This window comes from Streptomyces sp. NPDC058001 (assembly GCF_042886315.1).
In the GTDB taxonomy this organism is placed as follows: Bacteria; Actinomycetota; Actinomycetes; order Streptomycetales; family Streptomycetaceae; genus Streptomyces.
This window is the reverse complement of the sequence record NZ_JBHVQT010000014.1, coordinates 22,791-42,823: the sequence shown is the minus strand read 5'-3', so window position 1 is coordinate 42,823 and position 20,033 is coordinate 22,791. Positions and strand designations below refer to the sequence as shown.

Genomic DNA, 20,033 nt, shown 5'->3' with positions numbered 1-20,033 from the left:
CGTAACGATGAACAGAAGAACAGGGAAGTGGCACGGGGGTGCGGATGCGTAGGCGCGGAATGACGATGGGATTCGCGGGAGTTGGAGTGCTCGCGTTGGCGGTGACGGCGTGCGGCTCGGGGGCCGGTGGCTCGGGCGGGGACACGGGTGGCGGTTCGGGCAAGGGGTCGGGCAAGCCGGCCGCGGCCGAGGCACTACGGGTCGAGTCGGCCGTACGACAGGCGACATGGACCGGGCCGGACGGAACGTATCGGCTGAAGATCGCGCCCGAGCGCCTCGCGCGGGGTACGGCCGCAGATCTGGAACACGTACAGCTGGACGGCGACCTCAAGGGCATGGTCCCGCACTACCTGACCGTCCGGTACACCAACACCGGTTCGGCGGGCCTGAGTCGACCGGATCCGGAGTCGAACTTCACGGTCACCCTCGCGGACGGCACACCGGGCAAGGCGATCTCCCTCTGGAACTCCAACCCCCTTGCCACCGCATCGAGTTCGGGCCTGCCGGACAACTGTGACAAGGCCGCTCCCGCCTCCGTCGCCGCGGGCGGCTCGGCCACCGTGTGCCAACTCGTGATGCTGCCCAAGGGACAGGCCGCCACCGTCGCCTACGCGGACGAGGGCGGCGACACCCTCCTGTGGAAGGTCGGCGACGGCAAGGGCGACGACGGCGACCTGCTGCCCGCGGGCACGACCGCCGACTCGTCGTCGGAGGACGTCACCACCAAGGGCGAAGCCGTCCCCATCCGCGTCACCCCGAAGAGTGTGCGCGCGGGAAGCCTCGCCGACCTGGGCGACTACGAACTGAGCGACACACAGAACAAGATGGTCCCGTGGTACGTGACCATCGAGTACCGCAACGCCGGTACGCGGAAGCTTCTCCCCGTCATGGACGACGGCGTGGGCGTACGCAGCGCCGGGGGCCTCGATGTACGACCGCTGTCCCTGCTCGACCTGTCCTTCTCTCGCCCCGGCGAAGGCGAGGGCATCGACAAGTGCCGAGGCAGCATCCCCAACACGCGCCTCCAGCCGAACTCCACGCTCAGCCTCTGCACCATCCACCTCCTCCCGAAGGGCGACCACCCGGCGATGGTGTCCTTCGAGGGAGAGAGCGAGGGTGAGGGCGAGAAGGTCAAGCCGCTCATGTGGCGGGCGAGTTAGGCGCGTTCTCCCTACGTAGTTGACGTCGCGTCATGTGTGAAGCCCCGGAGGGTCGTTGTGACACTCCCGGGGCTTCACACATGACGATCGGGGACGTCAGCTCGTGGCCTTCGCTGTCGCTTTGTCCTTCGGGGCGGGCTCGAAGTCCGCGTCGGTGCCGGTGGTGGTGCGTACCGCCGGGATGACGGCCGCGATCAGCGCGGCGACGACCGCGACACAGCCACCCACCGTCAGAGCGGTACGGAAACCGGCCTCCGAGGCGAAACTGAAGCCGCCCATGGTGGTGGTCATCTGGGCGAGGACCACGCCGACGACCGCGGCACCGATCGAGGTGCCCAGCGACCGCATGAGGGTGTTGAAGCCGTTCGCGGCGGCGGTCTCCGAGCGCGGCACGGAACTCATGATGAGCGCGGGCATCGCACCGTAGGCGAGGCCGACACCGCTGCTGATGACCATGGTGACCAGCATGATGCCCCACGCGGAACTCATCAGGGCGAGCGACAGCCCGTATCCGGCGGCCATCACCAGGATCCCGCAGATCAGCGTGAACTTCGGGCCCCGGGCGTCCGTGAGCTTCCCGCCGAGCGGGGAGACGACCATCATCATGATGCCGCCGGGAGCCATCCACAGACCCGCCGCGAGCATCGACTGTCCCAGGCCGTAGCCGGTGGCCTCGGGGAACTGGAGCAACTGCGGCATGACCAGCATGCTGGCGTACATACCGAAGCCGACGAAGACCGAGGCGACGTTGGTGAACAGCACACGCGGCCGAGCGGTGGTGCGCAGGTCGATCAGCGGGTCCCGGGTGCGGGTCTCCCACCAGCCCCAGCTCAGCAGGACGACCGCGGCGCCGACGAACAGGACCAGCGTCGTCGCCGAACCCCAGCCCCAGTCCGCTCCCTTGGAGACGGCTAGCAGCAGACAGACCAGGCCGATACCGAGGCCGACCGCGCCGGGCACGTCGAAACGCTGACCCTTCGCGCTCGCCGGGACATCCGGGATGAGGAACCAGATCAGTGCGGCGATCACGACGGCCAGCACGGCGGAGCCCCAGAACAGCACACGCCAGTCGGTGTACTGGGCGACGGCGGCGGCGATGGGCAGACCGAGACCGCCACCGATGCCCATGGAGGCGCTGACCAGGGCGATCGAGGAGCTGAGCTTCTCCTGTGGCACCACGTCCCGCAGGAGGGCGATGCCCAGCGGCACCATGCCCATCCCCATGCCCTGGAGGCCGCGCCCGACGATCATCGGGACGACCGAGGACGAGAGCGCGCACACCACGGAGCCCGCGATGAGCGGGACCGAACACGCGATCAGCATGCGGCGCTTGCCGAGCAGATCGCCGAGGCGCCCGGTGACCGGCACACAGACCGCGGCCACGAGGAGCGTGACGGTGATCACCCAAGTGGCGTTCGATGACGTGGTGTTCAGGATCTTTGGCAGCTCCGCGATGAGCGGAGTGACCAAGGTCTGCATGATCGCTGCGGTGGTACCGGCGAATGCCAGTGTGGCGACCACGCCGCCGGCACGGGCCGACGGCTGGGGGGCGTCCATCAGGGGACTCCTCGGAGTGTCTGTGCGAAGTAACGAGGTGCGTCACGAAGTATCGATGTGCATCGTACACGCGCTATGTAACGTACATATTATGTGGGGGATGCATATGGCTGTGGGAGGATAGGCACAGGGCGCCGGCGACCGCACGGCGGCGCCCCATGGCGCGACGTAGGAGGCAGCACACGCATGGCCAGGCCCACCCATGATCTGGAGTACGAGCAGATGCTGCTCAGCCGGCACGGTCTCGCGCATCACCAAGGGGGCCGGCCCCAGGGCAGCACCCTGGAGCGCAGCGCCTACATCCTGCTGAGCCGCATCCGTATCCAGGGCCCCATGTCCATCGGGGAACTCAGCGAGGCGTTCAACCTCGACGCGTCCACCCTCAACCGGCAGACCGCGGCGGCCATGCGCGCGGGCCTGGTGGAGCGCATCCCGGACCCCGAGGGGGGCATGGCCCGTAAGTTCCGCATCACGGACGAGGGCGCGCGCATTCTCGACGTGGAACGCGAGCACATGGTGGACAGCCTGAACCGTGTCATGGCCGACTGGGCGGACGAGGACATCGCCGCCTTCGCGTCCTACCTGCGGCGCTTCAACATGGACATCGAACGCCTCGCCGGCCGGCCGTGGCCCCGGCCGTGACGCGCTTCACGCCCGTCACGCCCGTCACGCCCGTCACAGGACCGGATCTCCGCCCGGCCCCTCCGGGCCGGGCGCCGCGGCGAGCATGTGCAGGACCTTCGTCGTGAACTCGTCCAGCGGGTAGAACAGCTCGATCGCCAGTTCCGACAGCGTCACATCGGCCGGGGCGCCGAAGGTCGCCATCGTGCTGAACATCGACAGCTCGCCGATCGGTGTGGTGATTCTCAGCGGCACCTCGATCGGGCTCGGCGCCACCGCCGGTACGTCGGCTTCGGCCCGCTCCGAATCTTCGGGGACCTTCTCCCGGTCGTCGTGGACCGGGTAGCCGCGCACTTCCTCGTACAGCGCCCGCAGCTCCTCGTCCCCGGTGGCGTTGACCTGGCGGAGCAGCCGTTCGAGGGCGAGCGCACGGACCTCGCCGAGATTCGCCAGCCGTGACGCCAGCCCGTCGGGGTGCAGGGTCAGCCGGTACACGTTCGGCCGCGGATCGAGGAGACCCGGCGGTATGCCGTCCATGAGCAGGGCCATGGCCCGGTTGCCGGTGAGTATGTTCCAGCAGCGGTCGATCACGACGGCGGGATACGGCTCGTGCGCCGTCAGCATCGCGTCGAGCGCGGAACGGACCGACGCCATGTAAGCGTCGTCGAGACTGCTCTCCCGGTACGCGGGCGCGTAGCCGGCGGCCAGCAGCAAGGTGTTGCGCTCCCGCAGCGGAATGTCGAGGGCGGCCGACAGACGGAGCAGCATCGTTCGGCTCGGATGTGCGCGGCCGGTCTCCACGCAGGACAGATGGCGCGCGGAGGTGTCCGCCAGAAGGGCGAGGTCGAGTTGGCTGAACCTGCGGCGCCGACGCCAGTCCCGTAGCAGAGCACCCACCCGCGACGGCCCTTGCGCATCCATGTCCGCGAGAATAACCGGCCCTTGATCACCTGGACCATGACCTCGGAGGTCATTGAGCCCGTGACCCCGGCGATGTCACCGTCTCCCCAGGGCCGGGCACGCGATCCCCGGCCCGGGACCCCGGTGGACCCACCCGGGACCCCCGTGATCAAGGAGGCCCGTATGTCCGTCACCGCCACGACCGCCCAGCACCAGGCCACCGGCACCGCCGCGTCCGACCTGCTCCGCACCAGCCTGCGCGTCGACAGTTGGTGCACCGCCGCCTTCGGCTTGATCATGCTCGTCGGCGGCGAGTGGCTCAGCGACCCGCTCGGACTGCCGACGACGTGGTCGATCCCGTTCGGGATCGCCATGCTCGGCGGCGCCGCCGCGCTCGCCCTCATCGCCGGCTATCCCCGTATCCCGCCGCGCCTCGGCGCGACCGTCGTCATCGGCAACACCCTGTCCTGTGTCGCGATGCTCGTCCTCACCTTCACGGGCGTCGTACCGCTCACCGGCCTCGGTACCACCTTCATGGTCGTCGGAGCACTGGTCGTCGCGGCCTTCGCCGACGTCGAGTACATGGGTCTCCGACGCCTTCAGGCCGCACCGTCCCACCCTCTCGACCGATGAGGACCCGGATCCGGACCCGGACCCAGCCGTGTGACCGGCCCCTCGCCGAGTGAGGTCCCGTCCGTATGACCGGTGAGTCCCGTCCGTAAGGCGTACATCCGCGCAGGTCGGCGGCCCGGGGCGGGCCCCGCAGCGCATCATGCGGTGTGGGGGCATCGCCGGTCGTGGCGGAAGGAGCGGGCGTGGTGGGTTCGACGGATTCCCGCGCGCAGGCGCAGGCCCGCTTCCTCGCCCGCCTCGCACTCGTCTGCGTACTGGCCGCCGTGGTGGCGCTGCTGGCCGTGAGCGGGCTCGGCGGTCTGCTGATCCTGCCCGCCGGGATGGCGGGCCTCGCGGTCACGGCGGCCGGGATCTGGTGGGTGCTCTCGCGCCGTGGCGCGGTACGCGTCGCCGCCGCCCTGCTGGCACTGGCGGCGCCGGCGGGCGTCGTCGTCCTCTACGCCTGGGCGAACCTGTGGTCGGCCGCCCTGATCTCGGTCCTCCTGCTGGCCGCGGCGGTGGCGTGCATGCGGGCGGCACTCGGCCGGGTACGGCAGCACGGCATACGGGCTGTCGCGTCGGCGCCCCCCGGGCACCCCGTACTGATCATGAACCCGAAGTCCGGCGGCGGAAAGGTCGGCCGCTTCGGGCTGGTGGAGAAGGCCGAGGCACTGGGCGCGCGGGTGGTGCTCCTGGACACCTCGGTCGAGACGGACGTCGCGGAGATCGCACGCCAGGCCGTGGCCGGCGGCGCGGATCTGCTCGGGGTCGCGGGCGGCGACGGCACCCAGGCCCGGGTCGCCCAGGTGGCGGCCGAGCACGGAGTGCCCTTCCTGGTCGTCTCCGCGGGCACCAGGAACCACTTCGCCATGGACCTGGGACTGGACCGCGACGACCCGTCCCGCTGCCTGGACGCGCTGACCGACGGCGAGGAACTCCGTGTCGACCTGGGCATGGTCGACGGGCGGGCCTTCGTCAACACGGTCTCGTTCGGGGTCTACGCGCAGATCGTGCAGCGCCCCGAATACCGCGACGCCAAGGCCGACACCGCACTGGACGTCCTGCCCGACCTCCTGCTCGGATACTCCGGCTCCGCGCTCCATGCCCGTACGGACCGCACCCGGCTGGAGACCCAGCAAGCGGTACTGGTCAGCAACAACCCCTATGCGCGCCCCGAACCGATGACGGCCGGTGGCCGCAGACCCCGGCTCGATCGCGGGACCCTCGGGGTCGTCGCGGTCCGGGTGACCACCGCGGCCCAGGCGGCGGAGGTCGCCCTGCGTGGCAGCCGCGCGGCGGCCCTGCACGTCCTGACGGCTCCCCGGATCACCCTCGCCTCCGACGCGGAGACCATCCCGGTCGCCGTCGACGGCGAAGCGCTCAACCTGCCGACGCCCGTCACCTGCACCATCCGCCCGCGCGCCCTGCGCGTCCTGGTGCCCAGACACCGACCCGGCACCGCGGGCGCCGCTCCACCCGTGGACTGGCACGCGATCATCGCCCTCGCCCTCGGCCGACCGGCCTCATGACGTGCGGGACGCGAAAGATACGTTGACCGGATGGAACTGCGACAGGCGGAAGTGACGTACTCGGATTCGACGTGGCGCGGTATTCGCCGACCCACGGGTCACGGGCCCCTGAGCCGTGCCGGTCCGGGTGGGTGAGCGGTCACCGTCCAGTCCGATGCGCGGTACCGAACCGTCCAGTTCCGATGCAGTATCAAACCGTCCAGTACCCGAAACCGTTCAGTACCCGAAACCGTTCAGTTGGGACACCGCGCCATGACGTCACCCGTGAAGGGCCCCGCCAGTTACTTCCCCTCGATCGAGAAGAAGTACGGCCGCCCCATAGCCGAGTGGAAGGACCTCATCCGCAGCTCACCGCTGACCAAGCACATGGACATCGTGAACTGGCTCAAGACGGAACACGGTCTGGGGCACGGCCACGCCAACGCGCTGGTGGCGCACACCCTCGCCGAAGACCGCGGCGAGTGAGAGCCCTGTCCGTCACCGGGGCGCTTGGCGGACCAGGCCGCCCGACACCGGTGCGACGCCGAGGTCGGTGTCGCCGTCCGCGTGGCGCCGTACCCAGTCGTCGAGGTCGAGCGCCGCTTCCAGGGGTTCCCTCGCCAGGTGGGCCCGCCACCCGTTCCCCTCACGCGTGGCCATGGGGGAGTGCGGCTCCGCGCGGAAGCGGGCCTCGGCGGGCGCGAAGCGTTCCCGCGCCGTGTGCGCCGATACGTCCAGGACGTCACCGACGCACTCCCAGTCGGCGCCACCCAGCCGCTCGTACACGGCTGCGGCCTCGAAGAACCGGTGCGCTGCCGCGAGTACGTGTGCCGCGTCGGTGAGTAGGGAGCCCGCGGAACGGACGGTGCCGTCGGGGTTGAGTTCGTGTGCGCCGATGGGGACGGCGGCGCGGGCGAGTTCGGCCAGCTCGCACGCCTCGTAGGACGCCACCACCCTGGCCCGGGTCGCGTCCGTGTACGGTCCGGCCGGCGGTCCGGTGTCTTCTTCGGACGGGTCGGTGTCATGTTCGGGCATGTCGGCCACCCTCACCCGCGCAGGAAATACAGGACGGTCATGGTCACGGCGGTGGTCAGGACCACGCCCCGCAGCAGCCGCGCGGGAAGTCGGAGCGCCACGTGGGCGCCGGCGAAGCCACCGGTCACCGCTCCGGCCAGCAGCGTGGTGAGGAAGAGCGGCGAGTCCAGCGCGTCCGACGCGACGAGGAACAGTACGGAGGCGCTCAGGCAGATGGCCGCGAGCTGGGCGATCCGCATCGGGTTGCTCGCCGCGGTGTCGAGGCCGAGGCCGATGCTCCACAGGGCCAGCATTATGATGCCTACGGCACCGCCGAAGTATCCGCCGTACACCGCGAGCGGAAACTGGGCGATCAGCACCGCTCGGGAACTCATGCCGACCGAGCGGCCCGTCGCCTCGCCCACCGCACGCGAGACGCGGCGCCCGAAGGCGAGGATCAGCGTGGCGAACGCGAGCAGCCAGGGCACCGCGGCGGCGAACGACACCGCGGGCAACAACAGGACCAGTCCGGCACCGAGCCCACCGCCGACCACGCTGATCGCGGTGAGTGAACCCGTGGACGTCGTCCCGACCGGGGCGAGTTGGCGCCGGTAGACCCATGCACCGGCGAGCGCCCCGGGCGCGAGGGCGACCGTCGACGACGCGTTCGCGGTCACGGGGGACAGGCCGACCGCGACCAGGGCGGGCAGCGCCACGAACGTGCCGCCACCGCCCACGGCGTTCAGCGCTCCGGCCGCGACACCGGCGAGGAGGACGAGCAGGATCTCGGACACCCGCCGAGCATCGCCCCGTGACCCGTGGGCCCACAATGCGTCATCGGCGTAGCGAGGCTAAGGCTGTGCCATAGGCTGAGGTCACGTGTGTGCCCTACGCTCGGACGCGTGCGCTACGACCTGGACGACCTGCGGCTCTACCTCCACATCGTGGCGGAGGGTTCGATCACCGCGGGAGCCCGCAGGATGCATCTGAGTTTGCCGTCGGCCAGCGCCCGGGTGCGCTCGCTGGAGCACCACGCCGGTGTGACCCTGCTGATCCGTGGCCGCCGGGGCGTGCGACCCACCCCGGCGGGCACGACACTGGCCCGCCACGCGCGCGAGGTCCTCGCGCAGACGGCATGGCTCGAAGGCGCCGTCGCCGGCTACACCCGGTCCCCGGCCGCTCCGCTGACCCTGCTGTGCGGTGGGTCCGCGCTGCACCGACTGGTGCCGCGGGCCCTGGTCACGTTTCTCGCCGCGCATCCCGACGTCGACGTGGCGGTCTCCGAAAGCCGCACCCCACGGACCGTACGGATGCTCGCCGACGGTGAGGCGGACCTCGGGATCGTGATCGACGACGAGGAAATGGGCGGCGGCCTCGACACGGAACCGCTCGGTGACGACTCCCTCGTGGTGATCGGCCAGGCCGGCGGGATCCTCGCGGGGCGTACCGCGCTGATGTACAGCGAGGTCGCCGAGCACCCGCTTGTCGGGCTCGACGCCGACTCCTCGCTACGACGGTGGATCGAGAAGAACCTCGGCCCGCACGCTCCGGTGGCGCGGTACCGCACCAGCGTCGCCCACCTCGGCACCGTCGTCGCTCTCGCGGCGGCCGGCGTCGGGCTCGCCGTCGTGCCCCGTCGCGCCATCGACCCCGGGCAGCCGCTCGATGTGTGCGACCTCCAGGACCCTTGGTCACGCCGTCGGCATCTGTTGGCCTGGGGCGCCAGGTCCGCGACCTCACCGACCGCCGGCGCCACCGACGTCGCCAGTGCCAGGGCCAACGCCGCGCTCGCTGAACATCTGAGCAGGGCGGCGCGGTCCGACGGCGTATAGTATGTCAATTTGAGAGACTTGTGATGGTACGTCCCCTCTGGTGGAGGGGTGAGGGCCATGGGCATTTCCGAAACGGCGCCCTCCACGCCCCCCGCGCCCCCGTCGCGCGCCGGGCGTCCGGGCCTGCGGCGCGAGGTCGGGTTCATCGGGCTCATCTGGGCCTCGGAGGGTTCGATCATCGGCTCGGGATGGCTGTTCGGAGCGCAGGGCGCGCTCGGTGTGGCCGGGCCCGCCGCGATCATCTCCTGGGGCATCGGCGGCATCGCGATCCTCATCCTGGCCCTGGTCCACGCTGAGTTGGGCGGAATGTACCCCGTGTCAGGTGGCACGGCCCGCTTCCCGCACTACGCGTTCGGCGGCGCCGCCGGAGCGTCGTTCGGCTGGTTCTCCTGGCTCCAGGCGGCCACCGTGGCACCGATCGAGGTGCTGGCGATGATCACGTACGGCCAGCATTACTCCTGGGCGAACGGCTGGCTGAAGACACAGGGCGGCCAGCATGTCCTGACCGCGTCCGGAATCATCGTCGCCGTCCTGTTGATGGCGGTGATCACCGCCATCAACTTCCTCAGCATCCGTCTGCTGGCCCGCACCAACAGCGTGGCGACCTGGTGGAAGGTCGGCGTCCCGCTGCTGACGATCTTCGTGTTCGCCATCGCCCAGTTCCACGGCAGCAACTTCACCGCCGCCAATGGATTCGACCCCTACGGTGCCAAGGGCATCCTCTCCGCGGTCTCCACCAGCGGCATCATCTTCGCCCTGCTCGGCTTCGAACAGGCCGACCAACTGGCCGGTGAGAGCGCCAACCCGAAACGCGACATCCCCCGGGCCGTGATCGGCTCCATCGTGATCGGCGTGATCATCTACATCCTGCTCCAGGTCGTGTTCCTCGCCGCGCTGCCCGCCTCGCAGATCCAGGGCACCTGGGCGACCGCCGCCTTCAACACACTCACCGGCCCGTTCGCACAGGTCGCCACCCTCATCAGCCTGGGCTGGCTGGCCACGATCCTCTACCTCGACGCGGTCATCTCACCGGGCGGCACCGGCCTGATCTACATCACCGGCGCCTCCCGCGTCTCCTACGGACTCAGCCGCAACGGCTATGTGCCGTCGGCCTTCGAGTCGACCAACCGGCGCGGGGTGCCCTGGGCCGGCCTCGTCGTCGCCTTCGTCATCGGCTGTATCTGCTTCCTGCCCTTCCCGAGCTGGCGCTCCCTCGTCGGGCTGATCACCAGCGCCAGCGTGCTGATGTATGCGGGCGCGCCCCTGTCGTTCGGTGTGTTCCGGCGCCGGCTGCCGGACACCGAACGGCCGTACCGGCTGCCCGGCGGCAGATGGATGTCCCCGCTGGCGTTCGTCGTCGCCAACTTCCTGATCCTGTGGTCGGGTTGGACCACCGACTGGAAACTGGGCATCGCGATCCTCATCGGCTATGTCGTCCTCATCGCGAACCGTGTGTTCAAGATGAACCCGATCCAACCCCAACTCGACCTGCGCGCCGCCCAGTGGCTCCCTGTCTATCTGATCGGCATGGGACTCATCGTCTACGCCAGCGACTTCGGACCGCTCAAGCATCCCTGGTTCCCGCTGTGGTGGGACATGGTGGCGGTCGCGGTCTTCAGCCTCGGCATCTACTACTGGGCCCTCGCGGTCGCCCTGCCCACGGCGAAGATCCAGCGCATGGTCGACCAGGTGGTCGCCCCGGAGGAGTCGACTCTGCACTGACCCGGCCCCTCATCAGCCGCTCGCCGCCGCCCCCTTGAGGAACGCGGCGGCCACGGGACCCGCGTCCGCGCCGCCCGAGCCGCCGTCCTCGATGAGCACCGAGAACGCCAGATCGCCCCGGAAGCCGATGAACCAGGCATGGGTGCGCGGCGGGGACTCGGTGCCGTACTCGGCGGTGCCCGTCTTGGCGCCCGGCTCGCCGGACATCCCGCGCAGCGCCTTGCCCGACCCCTCGGTGACCACCGCCCGCATCAGGGACCGCAGTTCGCTCGCGGTGGCGGAGTCGAGCGGCGCTGTGGGCTTCGCGCGGTTCTTCACCGCGTCCTCCACCAGGACCGGTTGGCGGAAGGTCCCGTCCTTCACGGTCGCGGCGACCGACGCCATCACCAGTGGGCTCGCCTCGACCCGGCCCTGCCCGATCATCGCGGCGGCCTTGTCGTTCTCGCTCGTGGTGGGCGGCACGGACCCGTCGAACGTTGTCGCGCCGACGCTCCACTCCGGGCCGATGCCGAACAGTCCGGCGGCCTCCGTCAGGCTGTTGTTGTCCAGCCGGTCCCGCAGCCCGATGATGCCGGTGTTGCAGGACCGGGCGAATCCGTCCCGGAAGGTCGAACCGGCGGGAAGCGAGAACAGGTCCTGGTTCTCGAAGCTCTGGCCGTTCACCCGCTCGTAGCGAGGACACGGCACCGGCGTGTTCTGCCGTATCCCCTTCTTGATCAGCGCCGCCGCGGTGACCACCTTGAAGTCGGAGCCCGCCGCGTAACGGCCGCGCAGGGAACGGTTCTCGCCGGTCGGCGGGTTGTCGGCGGCGGCGAGTATCTCCCCGGTGCTCGGCCGTACGGCGACGATCGCGGCGTTCTTGTCCATCCCGCGCAGCGCCTTCTCGGCGGCCCGCTGAACGCCGGGTTCCAGCGTCGTACGGACCGGCTTGCCGGGGGTGCCGTCGGCGGTGTGCAGGGTGGCGAGGGTGCGTCCGCTGCTGGTGCCGACGATGGCGACCGAGTCCGCGGGCGCCCCGGCGAGCTGTTTGTCGTAGCGGTACTGGAGACCGCTCTTGCCGGGGGTGCCCACCAGGGCCGGGGCGAGGCCGTCCAGCGGGGTGCCGTCGGCGGCCTGGACGTCCCCGCGGTTGTCGGTGTCCTCGCGCAGGGCGAGTGCGCTGCCCTCGGTGAGACGGGGGTGCATGACGGCCGGACTCCAACGGACCACCCACCGCCCGTCCTTGCGGATCACCGGCGCCGACGACGCGTAGGTCCAGGTGCTGCCGCCCTTGAGGCGGAATGTGGCACGGAAGGCGTAGTCGCCCTTCTCGGTGGCGTCACCGCGGGTGAAGGACACCTTGCCGGTGGGCACGTCCTTGGCGAGCGCGGTGAGCCGGGCGGTCGCGGCGGCCGGTGCGTCGGTGTGCCGCCCGGCCAGGTCGGCGTCGCCCGCCGCCCACGCGCTGAGGAAGGCGTCGGCCGCGGCGGCCCGCTCGTCGGTCTTCTTGTCGGAGCCACCGAACAGGCTCCACGCGCCGTACCCGCCCCCGCCCAGGACGGCCAGCGCGATCACGGCGGGCAGCAGACGCCGCCGACGGCGTACGGGAGGTATCGGGTCGTAACCGCGATCAGCGGGGTCGGTGTGCGGGGGCCCGGGGTTTGGGGTGTAGTCGGACATGGGTTCACCCCAGCAGGCCGGTGCGCTGCGGAGCCAAGAGTCCTATGTGGACGTAACCGATAGCCGAATGGCTATCATTGCTGGCTGTGGACCTGGTGAAGCATGTCCGGTACTTCGTCACTGTTACAGAAGAAAGACACTTCGGACGGGCGGCGGCCCGGCTCGGGCTGGCCCAGCCCTCGCTCTCGCAGCGCATCCAGCGGCTGGAACGGGAGCTGGGCGTGCGCCTCTTCGACCGCACCAGCCGGGGCGTCGAACTGACCGAGGGCGGACGGCTGCTGCTCGCCGAGGCACGGCCCCTGATCGCCCAGGCGGACGCCCTGCTCGGGGTCGCCGCACGGGTGCGCAGCGGTGCGGCGGGTGTGCTCCGGGCGGCCGTTCCGCCGGAGCTGGGCAGTGCGGTCGTCGCGGCCCTGGTCGGCCAGTTCCGGGAGCGGTCGCCCGGCGTACGGCTGGCTCTGCGCGAGCTGGGTGCCGAGGTGCAGCTCGCCGAACTGCGGGCGGAGACCCTGGACGTGGGCGTGGTGCGGCATCCCGTGGACGTGGCGGGACTCGGCCTCGGCGAGGTCCTGTGCCGTCCGTACGGTGTGCTGTTGCCCCGGGGACCGAGGCCCGGGAATCCCGACGGCGACGGTGACGGACCGGATCTGGGCGAGGGCGAGGGCACGGGTACGGGTGCGCCGGTGTGGCTTGCCTCGCTCAGCGGCCTCGACCTGGTGCTGTTCCCGCAGCAGTCGGCGCCCGCCCTGCACGCGGAGACCCTCGCGGTCTGCCGGCGGCACGGCTTCGAACCCGGCTCGGTGATCGCCGGTCAGGACCCCGAGTTCGTGGACGGCATGGTCATGTCCGGGACGGCCGTGACGTTCGCGTCGCGGGACCGCAAACTGCCGCCCGGCACGGTCTGGCACCCCCTGGAGGGCGAACCCCTGCTGGAACAGGTGTCCACGGCCTGGTTGCGGGGACGGCAGGACGACCCAGTGGTACGCCTTTTCGCCGAGGTGGTGGAGAGTGTGCTCACCGAACGAGGAGGAATGGTCCCGGTGATGGAGACGGCCGTGGCGCGGCGCACCGCCCGGCCACACCCGGCCTACGGCTACACGATATGAGCGGGGCGGAGGCGGCCGGCATGGATGAGGCGGTCGGCCCGAACGCGGCGGAGGCGGCCCACCCGGGCATGTCCGGTGTCCGGGCCCGTATCCGGACCGTGTTCGCCGATGCCGGGGTCACCGGCTGGATGCACGCGGTGGACATCGACGCCGGCACCGGCACCCGCGCCGAGGTCGCGGTCGGCGCGGAAACGCCGGTGAGCACGGCCAGTGTGCACAAGCTGTGTCTGGCGGTCACCGTGCAGCGGCTCGCCGACGAGGGACGTCTCGACCTCGACGCGCAGGTGGAGTCGCTCCCCGGTGACCGCACCCCGGGGCCCACCGGTCTGGCGATGCTGAGCGGTCCGGTACGGATGTCGGTGCGGGATCTCCTCGCGATGGCGCTGACGGTGAGCGACAACACCGCCGCCGATCTGCTCTTCGACCGGGTCGGACTCGCCGCGGTCAACGACGCGATGCGCGCCATCGGCCTGCGCAGGACGGTCGCGGTGCACACGATGCGGGATCTCATCGCCGCCGTCGACGAGGACTGCGGTGGCGACGAGGCCCGGCTCAGGTCCGACCCGGCGCTGCTCGCCCGGCTGCGCGTCCTCGACCCGGCCCGCGCCAACCACAGCACCCCCCGGGACATGACCCGGCTGCTCACGGCGCTCTGGCGCGACGAGGCGTGTTCACCGGACCGGGCACGGGAGTTGCGCGCCGTCCTCGGACTCCAGGTCTGGCCGCACCGGCTCGCCGCCGGATTCCCGTACGACGACGTCCGGGTGTACGGCAAGACCGGCACCCTGCCGACGTTGCGCCACGAGGCCGGGGTGGTGGAGTACCCCGACGGCGGCCGGTACGCGGTCGCCGTCTTCACCCGCGCGGCCCGCGCGGCGGCTCGGCAGCCCGCGGCCGACGCGGCGATCGGCACGGTGGCACGTCTGGCGGTACGGGCCCTGCGGGCTCACTGACCCGGACGAGTGGGGCGCCCGACCGCCGGGCGCCCCCGTCGGCCTACCGGACTTGCTCGGAGCCAGCCGGGCACCACGAAGATCACCCAGGTCACCAGTGGCGCTGTCACGGCCATGCTGAGCCCCCAGGTCATCAACCGCCTGAAGACCGCATCGCGTTGGTCCTCCGGGGCGTTGGCGGTGACCAGGGCGCCGCTGGTGGAGATGGGCGACGAGTCGACCACCGACGAGGAGATGGCCAGGGCGATCACCATCCCGACCGCGCCGACCTCACCGCCCAGCAGGAACGGCACGGCCAGCGGGATGAGTGCCCCGAGGATGCCCGTGGTCGACGCGAAGGCGGAGACCACCGCGCCGATGCAGCAGATCAGCAGCGCTCCGAGCAGCGGGGCGCCGATGTCGGCGACGCTCTCGCCGAGACAGTCGATGGTCCCGATACGTTCCATCATGCTGACGAAGGTGACGATCCCGCAGACGAGCAGCACGGTCGACCAGGCGCAGCGGTCCACGGCTCCCTTCGCGGACTCGGGGGAGAGCAGCGACAGTACGACCGTCACGGTCAGCGCGAGCAGTCCCACGTTCAGGTCGAAGAACAGCGCCCCGACGACCAGGCTGAGGAGTCCGATCAGGGTGAGGACCCGGACCCGGTTGAGACGGAGGGCGGACGGGTCGCCGTCGGCTTCCGTGGGGTCGGACAAGAAGGTCGTCGCGGTGGTCGCCGCCGTCGTCGCCGTCGTCGCGGTCTGAAGGGCGACCGGACCGCCCACCGGGACCTCGGCGCCCCCGCCACGTTGGGGACGGGCCTTCGGGAGGTCGCCCGCGCCCCCTGCGCCCGAACCTCCCGTTCCCGCACCGCCATCACCCGCATTGCCGGCGAGAGCTTCATCGATGTCGTCGGCCCGGCGCCCGATGAGTTTCCTTCCGCCGAACAGGAAGAACACCACGACACAGAGCAGCGCGTTGAAGACGAAGGAACTGACGAACAACAGCATTGGGTTACCCGGCAGATGGGGGTACGGCAGGTCGAGGAGTTGTTGGTGGAGGCCATTGACGACGGCCGTATCCGCCTGAGTGACGCCGCCTGGCCGGCCGGACGACGGCTGCTGTACCACGGTCACTGCCATCAGAAGGCCGAGGTCGGCACCGCCGCCACCATCGCGCTATTGAGCCGCATCCCCGGCGTGGACGTGGTCGAACTGGACGCGGGCTGCTGCGGAATGGCCGGCTCGTTCGGCTTCGAGTCGGAGCACTACGACGTCTCCATGACGGTCGGCGACGACCGACTGTTCCCCGCGGTCGAGGCGGAACCCGCGGACACGGTGATCGTCGCCACGGGTGTCTCCTGCCGCCAACAGATCTACCACGGCACCTGGCGCGACGCCTGGCACCCGGTACAGCTGATCAGGGAGGCTCTCATCGTCTGAGCCCGCGGTTCCGGTCAGCATGGGATCATGGAACGGAACGGCCCGGGGCACACGGTGTCCCGGGCCTGACGTACCCCCCGCTGAAGAGGAAACACATGTTGGAGCATCTGAAGAACCTCAAGGAAAAGGCCGAGGAGATCGCGGAGGAGCACGGCGAGAAAATCACCGAGGGCCTTGAGAAGGCCGGTGACTTCATCGACGACAAGACCGGCGGCAAGTACAGCGACAAGATCGACAGCGGCGTGGAAAAGGCTCAGGACCTCGTCGAACGACTGGGCGAGAAGAAGGACTGACGTCCCGTCACCCCGCCACTCCCGTCACGCAGTTCCCTTTCGTGACGACTGTTCGGCGACAACTCGTCCACGCGTTGGGCGAGTTGGCCGACCGCCGGTCACGAGCCGTTCCCGGTCTCCGGACGGGCGAGCCGACGCTGACGGAAGCGCTCGGCGAGGGCGGTCAGGCCGAAGACAACACTCATCGCGAGCCCGAACAGGATGGCGAACACCACGTCGTAGGGCTCGTCCTCGGGGGACAGCGCCAAGAGGAAGAGCGCGAAGGGTACGCCCGCGCACAGTCCGGCACCGACCGGATGCCGGGCCACCCACTTCTGGAGACGAGTCGGGGGCAGCCGACCGCCGAGGGCCCGATCCAGGGCCCAGAACCCTTCCGCCAGTGAGCGTCTCCATCTCGCCATACCGCGAGCCTATGACAGCCCGGATCAGCGGCACCCGGGTACCGCGCGCCGGGCTCCCTCGTCAGACCTCGTCAGCGACCCTGGGCGCCGGCCTCGTTCACCGCGCGGCGGGTCGCGTCCGAGAACATCGCGTACCAGGAGGTGACCCTGAGCCCGCTCTCTTCCCAGGCGCGGCTGGCGGGGGAGTCGGGGTCCGTGATCGCGTCGGGCGCCGACCGGAGTCCGGCGAGTGCGAGGCGGGACTCCCGGAGGGCCATACAGACCCAGTTCGCGAAATCGGCCGCCTCGGCCGGCCCGCACGTCCGTATTTCGAAGGTGCAGGCGAATGCGGCGTGCCATGTCGTGTGGCCGGCGGATTCGGCGTCGGCGGACGGGGGTGCCGCCGGATGCCGGATCGCTCGCTCCCACTCGTCAATGGCCAATATCGCCTCGTTCATCCGCTCGTGAAACCTCGCGTAGCCCTGACGGCGGTGGTCCTCCACGCGGCGTGCGCTGTCGACCGATCCCTGCGCGGTGACCTGTCTCTGCGCCGACCGGCCGGCGAGCCCCGCACCGACAACTACCCCCGCCGCGCTGGCGAATCCGGCCACCCCCGCGGCCCACACCGCGGCAACCCCCTGATCCATGGTCCCGATCCTGCCCGGACCGGCGCGCGAGGGGAAGGCGGCGTGCGCTTCCGAGGAGAGAGAGGGGACCTGACCGGCGCCCTGGTCAGGTCGGGCGCCGGTCAGGCGTAGGGGGAGGGGCCGTCCCTCAGGTGGTGCGGGCGGTGGTGATGCGGGTGACGGCTTCCAGGGTCAAGGCACGGTCGTGGGGTTTCGTTTCCAGGGCGCGGTGGATCGACAACCCTTCGATCAGCGCGTCGAGTTGGCGTGCCGTCGCCGGGTCGAAGTGCCATTCGAGAGCCCGGCGGCTGCGGCCCATCCACTCCCGGGTGAGTTCCCGGAACGCGGGCTTGCGGGCCGCGAGGGTGTACAGCTCGTGGGTGAGGACGAGTTCCCGTTGATTGCCGCTGGACAGATGGTGGACGAGGTCCGCGACCGCCTCCCGTGCCTCGTCGGGCGTCGAGGCGGCGCCGAGCCGCTCCTCGAACACGGCGACGATGCCGCTGGAGAACCGCGTGAACGCCTCCCGCAGCAACTCGTCCATCCCGTCGAAGTGATACGTCATCGAACCCAGGGGCACACCGGCGCGAGCGGCGACCTTGCGGTGCGAGGTGCCCGCGACGCCCTCCTCCGCGATGAGGTCGAGCGTGGCGGTGATGATGCGTTCCCGCCGCTCGGGATCGGTCCGTCCGGTCGCCACGGTGTGCTTGCCTCCTGGAGGGGTCAGATCGAGCGGACGACCCGGGCCGGATTGCCCACGGCGACCACATTCGCGGGGATGTCCTTGGTGACGACCGCTCCCGCGCCGACGACGCTGTTGTCCCCGATGGTCACCCCGGCCAGCACGATCGCTCCGCCGCCGAGCCACACATTGTCGCCGATCGTGATCGGCTTCGCCGCCTCCAGTTTGTCCCGGCGCGGCTGGGGCTCCACCGGGTGGGTCGGCGTCAGCAACTGCACGTTCGGACCGATCTGGCAGTCACGGCCGATGGTGATGGGGGCCACATCGAGCGCGGTGAGGTTGAAGTTGATGAAAGTGTCGTCGCCGACGGTGATGTAGGAACCGTAGTCCACGAACAGCGGCGGCCTGATGTGGGCTCCCGCGCCCAGTTTTCCGATCAGCTCCCGGACGACGGGCTGCGCGGCCTCGGCGTCCTGTGCGTAGCGGGTCTGGTACTCGGCCGCCAGCCGCACCGCCCGCTGCTGCGCCTTGGCGATGTCGGGGTCGTCCGAGATGTACAGGTCTCCGGCGAGCATCCGCTCGTGCTGGGTACGGGGGTCTCCCGCGAAGTAGTCCTTCACGCGTACGATCGTACACTCAAGGCGTACGGTCGTACATTCCCCAGTGCTGCCGTGCCCTCGCGTTCCCGATCCGTAGTCCCGACTCGTCTGCTGAGGCCCCGCTGTGATGGATGCTGCCACTCGCCGTTGGCGTGCCGCCCTGTTCCTCTTCATGCTGGCGGCCGGTACGGGCATGGCGTCCTGGGTGGCGCGGACCCCCGCCGTCCGGGACGGTCTTGAGGTGTCCACGGGCGCCATGGGTCTGGTGCTGTTCGGGCTCTCCACGGGGTCGATGGTCGGAGTCACGCTCTCGGGCCAGGTCGTCCGGCGGCACGGGGGCAGGGTGGCGATCAGTGCCGGTGCCGCCCTGATCGTGGCCGGTCTGCTCGTCGTCGCGGGCGCCACGAGTCTGTCGCTGGCCGCGGGAGTGTTCGGTGGTCTGGCGCTGTTCGGCGCGGGTCTCGGGCTGGCCGAGGTGGCGTTCAACATCGAGGGCGCCGCCGTCGAGCGGATCGTCGAACGGCCCGTACTCCCCGTGCTCCACGGGTGTTTCAGCCTGGGCACGGTCTTCGGCGCGCTGCTGGGTATGGGGCTGACGGCGGCCAGGTTTCCGGTCGGGTGGCATCTGTCGGCCGTCGCGGTACTGATCACGGTGGCGGCGGTGTGGGCCGTCCTGGCGATCCCGGCCGGTACCGGGAAGGACGCCACCGCCGACCGCGACAGCGAGCGGGACAAGGGCGGTTGGCGTCGCCAGGCGCGGGTGTGGCGGGACCGGCGGCTCGTCTGCATCGGGCTGATCGTCCTGGCGATGGCCTTCGCGGAAGGGGCCGCCAACGACTGGCTGCCGCTGCTGATGGTCGACGGACATCACGTCAGCGCCACCGCCGGGTCCCTGACCTTCCTTGCCTTCGCCTCGGCGATGACCGTCGGCCGATTCACCGGCGGCCCACTCCTGGAACGGTTCGGTCGGGTCCATGTCGTCCGCGTCAGCGCGCTGGTCGCCGTGGTCGGACTGACGCTGGTCATCGTCTCGCCCAGTCCGCTGGTCGCCGGGGCCGCGACGGTGCTGTGGGGCCTCGGCGCGTCGCTCGGATTCCCGGTGACAATGTCCGCCGCGGGCGACCACCCGCACGACGCGGCGACGCGTGTGGCGGCCGTCGCCACCGCCGGTTACGTCGCGTTCCTGGTCGGCCCGCCCGCCCTCGGATTTCTCGCGGGCCATATCGGCCTGCGCCTCACGATGACGGTCGTCCTGGCCTTCCTGGTCGTGGCCGCCACACTGGCCGGCGCACTCGCCCCCGCGCGCGACGAGCACACCGGTGCGCGGACCGCCCCCGGGGGCCACACACCGGTCCCCGACCTGGGGACCGGCGACCGGACCTGAC

At 70.6% G+C, this 20,033-nt stretch carries 22 protein-coding genes; 12 read left to right on the top strand and 10 right to left on the bottom strand.

Going from position 1 to position 20,033, the window contains the following annotated elements:
• Nucleotides 1–44 precede the first annotated feature (44 nt).
• Nucleotides 45–1,160 (top strand): hypothetical protein, encoded by a 1,116-nt coding sequence (locus tag ACFVT5_RS31835; protein WP_389895136.1) that lies wholly within the window; start codon nt 45–47, stop codon nt 1,158–1,160.
• A 96-nt stretch (nt 1,161–1,256) separates the two neighbouring features.
• Here the strand turns inward: ACFVT5_RS31835 and ACFVT5_RS31830 are convergent, their stop codons facing one another.
• The gene (locus ACFVT5_RS31830; protein WP_389895134.1) at nt 1,257–2,717 is read right to left on the bottom strand and encodes an MFS transporter; all 1,461 of its coding nucleotides are present in this window, start codon (nt 2,715–2,717) and stop codon (nt 1,257–1,259) included.
• A gap of 186 nt (nt 2,718–2,903) precedes the next feature.
• On the opposite strand from ACFVT5_RS31830, the gene ACFVT5_RS31825 reads away from it, so the two are divergent.
• A complete protein-coding gene (locus ACFVT5_RS31825) occupies nt 2,904–3,359 on the top strand; it encodes a MarR family winged helix-turn-helix transcriptional regulator (RefSeq protein WP_389895132.1) in 456 nt (151 codons plus the stop codon).
• 33 nt (nt 3,360–3,392) lie between these two features.
• On the opposite strand, the gene ACFVT5_RS31820 is transcribed toward ACFVT5_RS31825, so the two are convergent.
• Nucleotides 3,393–4,259: a helix-turn-helix domain-containing protein gene (locus tag ACFVT5_RS31820; protein WP_389895130.1), complete on the bottom strand. Its 867-nt coding sequence runs from the start codon at nt 4,257–4,259 to the stop codon at nt 3,393–3,395.
• A gap of 162 nt (nt 4,260–4,421) precedes the next feature.
• Here ACFVT5_RS31820 and ACFVT5_RS31815 point away from each other — a divergent pair, with 162 nt between their 5' ends.
• From ACFVT5_RS31815 to ACFVT5_RS31805, 3 genes are all read left to right on the top strand, one after another.
• Nucleotides 4,422–4,871: a hypothetical protein gene (locus ACFVT5_RS31815; protein ID WP_389895128.1), complete on the top strand. Its 450-nt coding sequence runs from the start codon at nt 4,422–4,424 to the stop codon at nt 4,869–4,871.
• Between the two features lie 185 nt (nt 4,872–5,056).
• Nucleotides 5,057–6,379: a diacylglycerol/lipid kinase family protein gene (locus ACFVT5_RS31810; RefSeq protein ID WP_389895126.1), complete on the top strand. Its 1,323-nt coding sequence runs from the start codon at nt 5,057–5,059 to the stop codon at nt 6,377–6,379.
• 252 nt (nt 6,380–6,631) lie between these two features.
• Nucleotides 6,632–6,844 (top strand): DUF4287 domain-containing protein, encoded by a 213-nt coding sequence (locus ACFVT5_RS31805; protein ID WP_389895124.1) that lies wholly within the window; start codon nt 6,632–6,634, stop codon nt 6,842–6,844.
• A gap of 12 nt (nt 6,845–6,856) precedes the next feature.
• On the opposite strand, the gene ACFVT5_RS31800 is transcribed toward ACFVT5_RS31805, so the two are convergent.
• Together ACFVT5_RS31800 and ACFVT5_RS31795 are read right to left on the bottom strand one after the other, a co-directional pair.
• The gene (locus ACFVT5_RS31800; protein ID WP_389895122.1) at nt 6,857–7,393 is read right to left on the bottom strand and encodes a hypothetical protein; all 537 of its coding nucleotides are present in this window, start codon (nt 7,391–7,393) and stop codon (nt 6,857–6,859) included.
• An 11-nt stretch (nt 7,394–7,404) separates the two neighbouring features.
• Nucleotides 7,405–8,166 (bottom strand): sulfite exporter TauE/SafE family protein, encoded by a 762-nt coding sequence (locus ACFVT5_RS31795; protein WP_389895121.1) that lies wholly within the window; start codon nt 8,164–8,166, stop codon nt 7,405–7,407.
• A gap of 108 nt (nt 8,167–8,274) precedes the next feature.
• Here ACFVT5_RS31795 and ACFVT5_RS31790 point away from each other — a divergent pair, with 108 nt between their 5' ends.
• Together ACFVT5_RS31790 and ACFVT5_RS31785 are read left to right on the top strand one after the other, a co-directional pair.
• A complete protein-coding gene (locus ACFVT5_RS31790; protein WP_389895119.1) occupies nt 8,275–9,204 on the top strand; it encodes a LysR family transcriptional regulator in 930 nt (309 codons plus the stop codon).
• A 57-nt stretch (nt 9,205–9,261) separates the two neighbouring features.
• Nucleotides 9,262–10,926, top strand: coding sequence for an APC family permease (locus ACFVT5_RS31785; RefSeq protein WP_389895117.1), 1,665 nt, complete (start codon nt 9,262–9,264; stop codon nt 10,924–10,926).
• A gap of 12 nt (nt 10,927–10,938) precedes the next feature.
• On the opposite strand, the gene ACFVT5_RS31780 is transcribed toward ACFVT5_RS31785, so the two are convergent.
• Nucleotides 10,939–12,585 (bottom strand): penicillin-binding transpeptidase domain-containing protein, encoded by a 1,647-nt coding sequence (locus tag ACFVT5_RS31780; protein WP_389895115.1) that lies wholly within the window; start codon nt 12,583–12,585, stop codon nt 10,939–10,941.
• Between the two features lie 86 nt (nt 12,586–12,671).
• Between ACFVT5_RS31780 and ACFVT5_RS31775 the strand changes: the two genes are divergently transcribed.
• The gene (locus tag ACFVT5_RS31775) at nt 12,672–13,691 is read left to right on the top strand and encodes a LysR family transcriptional regulator (RefSeq protein WP_389895113.1); all 1,020 of its coding nucleotides are present in this window, start codon (nt 12,672–12,674) and stop codon (nt 13,689–13,691) included.
• Nucleotides 13,692–13,759: 68 nt separating this feature from the next.
• Nucleotides 13,760–14,644: a serine hydrolase gene (locus ACFVT5_RS31770; RefSeq protein ID WP_389895635.1), complete on the top strand. Its 885-nt coding sequence runs from the start codon at nt 13,760–13,762 to the stop codon at nt 14,642–14,644.
• Here ACFVT5_RS31770 and ACFVT5_RS31765 read toward each other — a convergent pair.
• Nucleotides 14,638–15,636, bottom strand: a complete 999-nt coding sequence (locus tag ACFVT5_RS31765) for an SLC13 family permease (RefSeq protein ID WP_389895111.1) — start codon at nt 15,634–15,636, stop codon at nt 14,638–14,640. The two genes, ACFVT5_RS31770 and ACFVT5_RS31765, sit on opposite strands and share 7 nt — an antisense overlap.
• A gap of 45 nt (nt 15,637–15,681) precedes the next feature.
• Here ACFVT5_RS31765 and ACFVT5_RS31760 point away from each other — a divergent pair, with 45 nt between their 5' ends.
• Both ACFVT5_RS31760 and ACFVT5_RS31755 read left to right on the top strand, forming a co-directional pair.
• The gene (locus tag ACFVT5_RS31760) at nt 15,682–16,068 is read left to right on the top strand and encodes a hypothetical protein (protein ID WP_389895109.1); all 387 of its coding nucleotides are present in this window, start codon (nt 15,682–15,684) and stop codon (nt 16,066–16,068) included.
• A 95-nt stretch (nt 16,069–16,163) separates the two neighbouring features.
• Entirely contained in the window at nt 16,164–16,361 is a 198-nt protein-coding gene (locus tag ACFVT5_RS31755) for an antitoxin (protein ID WP_389895107.1), read from the top strand.
• A 98-nt stretch (nt 16,362–16,459) separates the two neighbouring features.
• Here the strand turns inward: ACFVT5_RS31755 and ACFVT5_RS31750 are convergent, their stop codons facing one another.
• The 4 genes from ACFVT5_RS31750 to ACFVT5_RS31735 all read right to left on the bottom strand — a co-directional run bounded on the left by ACFVT5_RS31750 (nt 16,460) and on the right by ACFVT5_RS31735 (nt 18,669).
• Nucleotides 16,460–16,762 carry a hypothetical protein gene (locus ACFVT5_RS31750; protein ID WP_389895105.1) on the bottom strand — a complete coding sequence of 101 codons (303 nt, stop codon included), beginning with the start codon at nt 16,760–16,762 and terminating at the stop codon, nt 16,460–16,462.
• Nucleotides 16,763–16,833: 71 nt separating this feature from the next.
• Nucleotides 16,834–17,388 carry a hypothetical protein gene (locus tag ACFVT5_RS31745; RefSeq protein WP_389895103.1) on the bottom strand — a complete coding sequence of 185 codons (555 nt, stop codon included), beginning with the start codon at nt 17,386–17,388 and terminating at the stop codon, nt 16,834–16,836.
• A 127-nt stretch (nt 17,389–17,515) separates the two neighbouring features.
• Nucleotides 17,516–18,067 (bottom strand): TetR/AcrR family transcriptional regulator, encoded by a 552-nt coding sequence (locus ACFVT5_RS31740; protein WP_389895102.1) that lies wholly within the window; start codon nt 18,065–18,067, stop codon nt 17,516–17,518.
• 23 nt (nt 18,068–18,090) lie between these two features.
• Nucleotides 18,091–18,669 carry a sugar O-acetyltransferase gene (locus ACFVT5_RS31735; RefSeq protein ID WP_389895100.1) on the bottom strand — a complete coding sequence of 193 codons (579 nt, stop codon included), beginning with the start codon at nt 18,667–18,669 and terminating at the stop codon, nt 18,091–18,093.
• A 106-nt stretch (nt 18,670–18,775) separates the two neighbouring features.
• Between ACFVT5_RS31735 and ACFVT5_RS31730 the strand changes: the two genes are divergently transcribed.
• Nucleotides 18,776–20,032, top strand: a complete 1,257-nt coding sequence (locus ACFVT5_RS31730; protein ID WP_389895099.1) for an MFS transporter — start codon at nt 18,776–18,778, stop codon at nt 20,030–20,032.
• Nucleotide 20,033 lies beyond the last annotated feature (1 nt).

Excerpts from the sequence above, each read along its gene's own strand:
- ACFVT5_RS31745 (WP_389895103.1), bottom strand. The coding sequence starts at position 17,388 with ATGGATCAGGGGGTTGCCGCGGTGTGGGCCGCGGGGGTGGCCGGATTC.
- ACFVT5_RS31835 (WP_389895136.1), top strand. The coding sequence starts at position 45 with ATGCGTAGGCGCGGAATGACGATGGGATTCGCGGGAGTTGGAGTGCTC.
- ACFVT5_RS31805 (WP_389895124.1), top strand. The coding sequence starts at position 6,632 with ATGACGTCACCCGTGAAGGGCCCCGCCAGTTACTTCCCCTCGATCGAG.
- ACFVT5_RS31825 (WP_389895132.1), top strand. The coding sequence starts at position 2,904 with ATGGCCAGGCCCACCCATGATCTGGAGTACGAGCAGATGCTGCTCAGC.
- ACFVT5_RS31830 (WP_389895134.1), bottom strand. The coding sequence starts at position 2,717 with ATGGACGCCCCCCAGCCGTCGGCCCGTGCCGGCGGCGTGGTCGCCACA.
- ACFVT5_RS31800 (WP_389895122.1), bottom strand. The coding sequence starts at position 7,393 with ATGCCCGAACATGACACCGACCCGTCCGAAGAAGACACCGGACCGCCG.
- ACFVT5_RS31755 (WP_389895107.1), top strand. The coding sequence starts at position 16,164 with ATGTTGGAGCATCTGAAGAACCTCAAGGAAAAGGCCGAGGAGATCGCG.
- ACFVT5_RS31785 (WP_389895117.1), top strand. The coding sequence starts at position 9,262 with ATGGGCATTTCCGAAACGGCGCCCTCCACGCCCCCCGCGCCCCCGTCG.
- ACFVT5_RS31730 (WP_389895099.1), top strand. The coding sequence starts at position 18,776 with ATGGATGCTGCCACTCGCCGTTGGCGTGCCGCCCTGTTCCTCTTCATG.
- ACFVT5_RS31765 (WP_389895111.1), bottom strand. The coding sequence starts at position 15,636 with ATGCTGTTGTTCGTCAGTTCCTTCGTCTTCAACGCGCTGCTCTGTGTC.
- ACFVT5_RS31750 (WP_389895105.1), bottom strand. The coding sequence starts at position 16,762 with ATGGCGAGATGGAGACGCTCACTGGCGGAAGGGTTCTGGGCCCTGGAT.
- ACFVT5_RS31770 (WP_389895635.1), top strand. The coding sequence starts at position 13,760 with ATGTCCGGTGTCCGGGCCCGTATCCGGACCGTGTTCGCCGATGCCGGG.
- ACFVT5_RS31815 (WP_389895128.1), top strand. The coding sequence starts at position 4,422 with ATGTCCGTCACCGCCACGACCGCCCAGCACCAGGCCACCGGCACCGCC.
- ACFVT5_RS31820 (WP_389895130.1), bottom strand. The coding sequence starts at position 4,259 with ATGGATGCGCAAGGGCCGTCGCGGGTGGGTGCTCTGCTACGGGACTGG.
- ACFVT5_RS31780 (WP_389895115.1), bottom strand. The coding sequence starts at position 12,585 with ATGTCCGACTACACCCCAAACCCCGGGCCCCCGCACACCGACCCCGCT.